This is a genomic window from Candidatus Magnetobacterium casense (assembly GCF_019173545.1).
GTDB lineage: Bacteria > Nitrospirota > Thermodesulfovibrionia > Thermodesulfovibrionales > Magnetobacteriaceae > Magnetobacterium > Magnetobacterium cryptolimnobacter.
The window spans coordinates 1-7,004 of record NZ_JABXWD010000178.1; the positions used below are offsets into that span (position 1 = coordinate 1).

The following is a 7,004-nucleotide window of genomic DNA, read 5'->3' on the forward strand; positions in this document are numbered from 1 at the left end:
AGTCCCCTTGACCCCTTCCTGCGAAACCTTTTACCATGCTTTTTGGGGAGGATTCCCTGTACGTATGCACCCAAACTCACCCGACTTGCGTTTTCGCTGACACGGTTGTATAATAAATCCATGAGCGTAATAACGATACCACGAATATTAAGAGAAAAGTTAGGAGACGAGGCAGTTGAGGCTTTTGCCAAGGTCATCAGCGAGGCGGGTCTGGACACCAGGAGAGACTTGGCTACTAAGGAAGACTTGTTTAAGGTAGAGACCAGACTCAAGGAAAATATAACTAAAGTTAAGGAAGACGTCAGCAAAACAGAGGGCAGACTCAGGGAAGACATAGCAAAGGTTAAGGAAGACATAGCAAAGGTTAAGGAAGACGTCAACAAAACAGAGGGCAGACTCAGGGAAGAAATCGCAAAGGTCAAGGAAGACGTCAACAAAACAGAGGGCAGACTCAGGGAAGAAATCGCAAAGGTCAAGGAAGACAGCGCCAAGATCAGGGAAGACGTTGCCAAGATTAGCGGTGAAATGGTACTGCTCAAGTTGATGTTGGGCGGTATGCTGGCCGGCATGATATCCCTTATAGTTAAGACGTTTTTCATGCACTAACCTATTTCTTGGTATACTAAAATGACACGGGTTTTTTCGGGCATGATATTTGAGTGTGAAATAATGGGATCAAGGGGACTGGTCCCCTTGCAGGGGGTTCTGAAGGGGGCCAGGTGCGACCTGGAGCGCCAAGAAGCGGAGCCGCCCCTTTCTTTCTTGTATGCAGGCAATTTTGATACCCGAAAAAACTCGAATCCGATCAGCATACCACATTTCAATGGGGTTAAGCGATAGCATTTTTTTACATTGACAATTCTGTCAGATTTATTGTACGGTATTGTTGGTGTGTTAAGGGCTGTGCAATTACTCTCCCGGACACTCAATGACAGATTAAGGAGCAAGAGGTCAAATGGACAAGGCAAGGGTACAAATCGTGGAGGATGAGGGGATCATTGCGTTGAGTTTGACGCGTAAACTGGAGAAGCTGGGATATATAATTACATCGGTGGTTCCGTCGTCTGAGGAAGCCATCAAAAAGGCCGAAACAGACATGCCCGATATCATACTGATGGACATAGCAATCCAGGGCGCCATGGACGGCATAGATACTGCCGCAGAGATATCCCGACGATTTAATATCCCCATAATATTCATGACCGCATACGCCGATGAACAACTGCTGGAACGTGCAAAGATAACAGAACCCTATGGCTACATTGTAAAACCCTCCACCGACAAAGAGATACATATAATGATCAAGATGGCGCTGTACAAGCATGGCATGGAGCAATGGCGCAAATCGGCAGAATACAAGGAAACACTCCTGCGGGAAATCCACCACAGGGTCAAAAACAACTTCCAGATAATCACGAGCCTCCTGAGCCTGCAATCGGCAAATATAACCGACAGACGCATCGTCAACGTCTTCGTGGACAGTTTTAACCGCATCAAGGCAATGTCCACCATCCACACAAAGCTGTATCAGTCCGACGATCTGTCAAAGCTCGACTTTGAGGAGTATGTGAGCGAACTCTGCACGGAACTTGTCAACTCCTATGACATTCATCCAAGCACACCGGTCTTAAAGCTGGACGTAGATATCGCAAACATAGGCATTGACGTTGACATTGCAACCCCCTGTGGACTGATCATCAATGAGATCGTCTCAAATTCAATGAAATACGCATTTCCGGACAACGCTCCTGGTGAGATATTTGTCAGCTTTAAAAAAGATGACAACGACAATTACGTCTTGCTGGTTGGCGATAACGGCGTTGGTATTCCAAAGGACTTTGATCTGAGCAAATCGAGGTCGTTAGGTATGCAGTTGGTACACGACCTGGTAAAGAAAAAACTAAAGGGCAGTATCGAGGTGGACACCACAAAAGGAACCGTCTACAAGATTGTTTTTAAGAAATCAAAAACCGACACACCGTAACTGAAACAGATAGGGCAACTCTGTCTGCCTATCACGGATAGAGGTTGAAAGGACATATGGACTTATCCGCACAACGAAGACATAGCATATTGTGGGACAATGTTTCCCTCACAATAAAGATAGCCGCCATTATGGTAATCCTGGGTGTAACGCTGCTACTGGTATTAGGCCATATACATAGAAAAATGATGGCCGAGATATTTAATGCGCAACTGCATAAACAGTTGGAGTCTCAGAGCAAAGAGAACAGACAGATGTTTGACAGATACTTTCTCAGCTATCAACACAGCGTGGGGGCATTGGCAAACGACTATGACTTAATAGCCTATGTAAAAAACGCCTCATGGGACGGCGGCAAACCGATAAACACGGATGGCGAGCATGAACTCCCCCCGTGGTTGCCCAAGGCATCGGTGCTCAAATTTTATGTAGGATTTGACTACGCTATGCTCTATGACAAAGGTGGCACACTCCGGGGGGCGTATAACGCAACTGACGACCCCCTGCCTGCCGAGTTCAGGGAGCTGACACCCCTGCGCCTGTATCCGGGGCAGTCCTACATGAAACGTTTTGACGGCGCAAGCTATGTCCTTGCCTCCAAGGATGTTAAGGACGCTACCGGCAACAAAATGGCCGTCCTCGTAATAGCCCATCACATCAACCATAACTTGCTTACAGACGCTATGGGGCCTCTCAACTATGAAAACACCGTGGTACTGGCCGGCGCCACAGACCATGCCATAGTGGCAAGCAATAAACCCGATCTGATGCCAAATGCAACAAAGGTTGAAGACCTTAAGGATAAATTTATATTTGGCGGCAAACATTTCCTGGACTATGGCGAAGATGAGGTTCACCTGATGCTTGTCTCTGTAATTTCAATGGACGAGGTTAAAGAACTCAGGACAAATGTGCTCTCAGGCAACCTCAGGTTTAACATAATTACCGCCGTTGCCCTTATATTGTCCTTTGTCGTGATCATGCTCTATATCACCATGCGCATCAGGAAACTGGACGACTATGTGGCTGACGTCTCCAAGGCACACCTTGGCCTACAGCCGCTTGAATCAATGGGCGGGGATCAGCTCCGTGTCCTTGAACGGAGGTTTCACCGCCTGTTTGACGAACTGATGACGTCAAGATCGCAAATTGAGCGACGTGCCTCCGATATGGAAAAGCTCAACGACGAACTAAAGGAGACCACCGCACAGTTGATCCAGTCGGCCAAGCTATCGGCCCTGGGAGAGCTTACCGCCGGTGTCGCACACGAACTCAACCAACCCTTAAATGGCATAAAAATAGTCTGCCAGTCGGTCATTAAAGACATACAGAAAGGCCGCCATAACACCGGAGAACTGCAAACCGACCTTACCGATATCGTGGAACAGGTTGATAAGATGGCGGCCATCATTGATCATATGAGGATATTCACGCGCCGCACCGAGGTCATGAGCATGGAACTCATAGATATAAACACCGTAGTGGAAGGGCCGTTTAAGCTGTTGGGGCAGCAGTTGAAACTCAGTGGTATCGATGTAATAAAAAACATGGCGCCCGACCTCCCCCGTATTAATGGCGACATAATAAGGCTTGAACAGGTGTTCATAAACCTGATAAATAACGCCAAAAACGCCTTGAAAAATGTACCAGAAACCGACTCGCCTACGGATAAAACCCTTAAAGTAACGACCTGCCTGACAACCAACAGCAACCTGCCCTCCTGTCCCAATGTCATAGTCGTAGAGGTAGAGGACAATGGCCCCGGTATCCCCGAATCTATACGGGATAAGATATTTCAACCGTTTTTTACCACCAACGACCCCGGCAAAGGCACCGGCTTGGGGCTTTCCGTATCAAAGAAGATCGTGGATGAACACGGTGGTATGATCTCTGTCCAGAGCGATGCCGGCAGGGCGACGATATTCAGGGTCGTGCTGCCGATAGCCGAAAAGAAACCTTAAGTAGTCTTTATATGGAGGCAATTAAAATGTACAAGGTCTTGGTGATAGAAGACGATGAGGTAGCCAGAAAGCAACTGGCTAAATTCATTCAACATGAGGGGTTTGAGGTAACCGAGGCAGAGGATGGCCGTGTAGGGATTGATCTGTTTCGTTCGGAGAAGCCGCATATTGTCATTACGGATATGAAGATGCCCAACGTTGGTGGCATGGAGGTAGTTCACAAGATCAAGGAGTTATCACCTCATACCGATATAATCCTAATTACTGCCTTTGGGGAGACGGACGTTGCCATAGCGGCGCTTCGTGGAGGGGTCATGGACTATCTGAAAAAACCCGTAGACCTTCGACTGCTAAGAACGGCGCTTGGAAGGGCAAAGGAAAATCTTCTTATGCGGGAAGAGTACAACTTGCAACCGAGCATATTGCTGGTTGAGGACGAGGAACTACCCCGCAAACGCCTGGTGAGGGTCCTGGAGAAAGAAAACTGGAAGATTGTTCAGGCCGCAGATGGCGAGGAAGCCGTAAAGCTCTTTAAATTAAACAAAATAGATATTGTCCTGACGGATATAAAGATGCCTAAAATGAACGGCCTTCAGGCCCTGCATCACATGAGACTCATAAGCACCGATTTTGAGTCTATCATCTTTACCGGATACGGCGACGAGGACAGCGCCATACAGGCAATGCGCGAGGGGGCTATCAGCATGCTGAAAAAACCCGTCGATCTTGACCAGTTGATTGTGACGATAGAAAAGGCCATAGAAAACCTCCAACTCGACAGGGTGTTAAGGTACCGCAACCGTGAGCTTGAACTTGCCAAACAGATAATCACCCAGATAACCGCCGAACAGGAGGTCATTATCAACCTGCAGCAATCGGTTATACAGCAGACGATGGATTTTGCCAGAAAGTTACTGGATGCCATCCCTATGGCGCTGCTTGTACTCAAGAGAGATTTTACAATAGTCTATGCCAACAAGTCTCTCGCAAACATAATCGGGGATACCCCTGAGAGGTTGGATGAGGCCCTGATCAAAAAAATGAAAAACATGGGCATAAAAGAGCTTTTCATCAATCAACTGACTGAAAAGATCAACCGTCTGTATGAAATCCCGGGCAGCATAGAGGTCATTAAAACCGGTGAGTTTTCGTACCTCACTCTGACCCTGATCAAGATCGTTGCCGAGGAACGGGATAGCTATGTCTTGATTGCAGTGCGCGGGGAGAGACCCGAGGGTAAAGGATAGAGCATGAATGCCAATAAGGTAACCGTCCTTATTGTTGATGATGACAAGATAATAAGGGAGCAGTTAGAGAAAGAGGTACTGAGGGGGTTTTTTAACGTTGAGGTGGCCGAGGATGGCAAAACGGCCATTGAAATAATAAAACGCAAAGAGATCGGAATTCTCCTTGTTGACGTAAACCTCCCCGACATCAACGGGATTGACCTTATTCGTAAGGTCAAGGAGATAAAGTCCGGATGTGAGCTGATAGTCATCACCGGCTATGGCAACATCGATGTAGCCATCCAGTCGCTGAGAAACGGCGCCATTGACTACATAGAAAAACCCGTCAACATAGATGAGTTTCAGGCAGCCCTGGGCAGGGCACAGGAGAGACTCTCAGAGAGAGACCTGCTTATTGCCACCAGCTCAATTCTGATCATAGACGATGACGAAATAGTGACAAGAAGGCTTAGGTCATTTTTTGAACGAGAGGGCTATGAGGTATTCACCGCGGCAAATGGATTAAACGGACTGGAGATCATTGAGTTCAATAAAGTAGACGTCGTCATTACGGATATAAGAATGAAAGATATGGACGGCATAGAAGTGCTCAAGCGGGCAAAGAGTTACTACAAGGATATCGAGTGCATAATGGTAACCGGCGTTAAAGACAACGAATATGCCATAAAATCGCTTCGTGCCGGCGCTGCCGACTATATAACCAAGCCTGTCAACCTCGATGAACTGCTCATGTCGGTAAAAAAGACCGTGGAGAGAATAAACCTCAATCGAACCCGTCTATACAGGGCCAGGGAGCTTAAGATATCCTCCGAAATCATATCAAGGATGAACGAAGAGCTTGAAAAGCGTATACAGGAGCGTTCACGGGAGCTTGACCATATCCAGGCACAGCTCTTTCAGACCTCCAAGCTGGCCACCTTGGGGGAGATGTCGGCGGGAATCGCCCATGAGATGAATCAACCCCTGGGGGGGATAGCCCTTGTGGCCAAGAGCTTTCGCAAGCTCCTTGAGAGGGACAAGCTGACAAGGCAGGAGCTGGAATCAGGCCTTAATGATATAGAGACGTCGGTTAAGCGCATGTCCAGGATAATCCAGCATATACGGACTTTCGCACGTCAGGACACCTTGAAATTCACGGAAGTGGATGTCATTGATACGGTAATCTCCGCATTCAGTCTCCTGGATGAGCAACTCAGGCTGCATGAGATAGAGGTCGTTAAAGACCTTACCCCCGGCCTGCCCAAGATCATCGGCGAACCCTTTCAACTGGAGCAGGTGTGGATAAACCTCATCACAAACGCAAGGGATGCGCTCAATGAAAAGGCCAGACAACTGAAGGTCAAAAAATCCGCCTCCACTGCTTACAATAAATGTCTGAAGTTTTCCGTCCAGCACGATATCGACACTGCCTCGGTGGTTGTTTCAGTGAGCGATAACGGCACGGGGATGTCTCTGCACGTCAGGGAGAGGGTATTGGAGCCGTTCTTTACGACCAAGGAAGTCGGACAGGCAACCGGTCTGGGGCTATCCATAAGCTATGGCATTATCAAGAATCACAAGGGCAGGTTGGAAATCGACAGCATCGAAGGAGAAAGCTCTACAATCAGGGTGTTGCTTTCAACGGATTATCCCCAGGAGGATGCCTCTGCCTGAAATGGAAAAGAAAGAAGGACAGCGGCTCCGCCCCTGGCTTGAAGAGGGAGAGCAGGAATCCATGCCTTTTACCGTGAAAATCTTATTGAGTTAAGACACAAAACTCCCCCTCACCGTCCATGACAGTTTTTTTTGCGATGATTCTATGTCTTATTCCTT

The 7,004-nt window shown here is 47.8% G+C and carries 5 protein-coding genes; all 5 read left to right on the forward strand.

Annotated features, from left to right (window positions below; genetic code table 11):
- The coding region (locus HWQ67_RS10330) for an LA_3696 family protein (protein ID WP_218252611.1) at nucleotides 1-606 on the forward strand (606 nt) is incomplete at its 5' end.
- Between the two features lie 349 nt (nucleotides 607-955).
- Nucleotides 956-1,984, forward strand: a complete 1,029-nt coding sequence (locus tag HWQ67_RS10335; RefSeq protein ID WP_218252612.1) for a sensor histidine kinase — start codon at nucleotides 956-958, stop codon at nucleotides 1,982-1,984.
- Between the two features lie 56 nt (nucleotides 1,985-2,040).
- Nucleotides 2,041-3,945 (forward strand): sensor histidine kinase, encoded by a 1,905-nt coding sequence (locus HWQ67_RS10340; RefSeq protein ID WP_218252613.1) that lies wholly within the window; start codon nucleotides 2,041-2,043, stop codon nucleotides 3,943-3,945.
- 26 nt (nucleotides 3,946-3,971) lie between these two features.
- Nucleotides 3,972-5,192 carry a response regulator gene (locus HWQ67_RS10345; protein WP_218252614.1) on the forward strand — a complete coding sequence of 407 codons (1,221 nt, stop codon included), beginning with the start codon at nucleotides 3,972-3,974 and terminating at the stop codon, nucleotides 5,190-5,192.
- A gap of 3 nt (nucleotides 5,193-5,195) precedes the next feature.
- Complete coding sequence (locus HWQ67_RS10350; RefSeq protein WP_218252615.1) at nucleotides 5,196-6,845, forward strand: hybrid sensor histidine kinase/response regulator; 1,650 nt, start codon at nucleotides 5,196-5,198, stop codon at nucleotides 6,843-6,845.
- The last annotated feature ends 159 nt before the right edge of the window (nucleotides 6,846-7,004 follow it).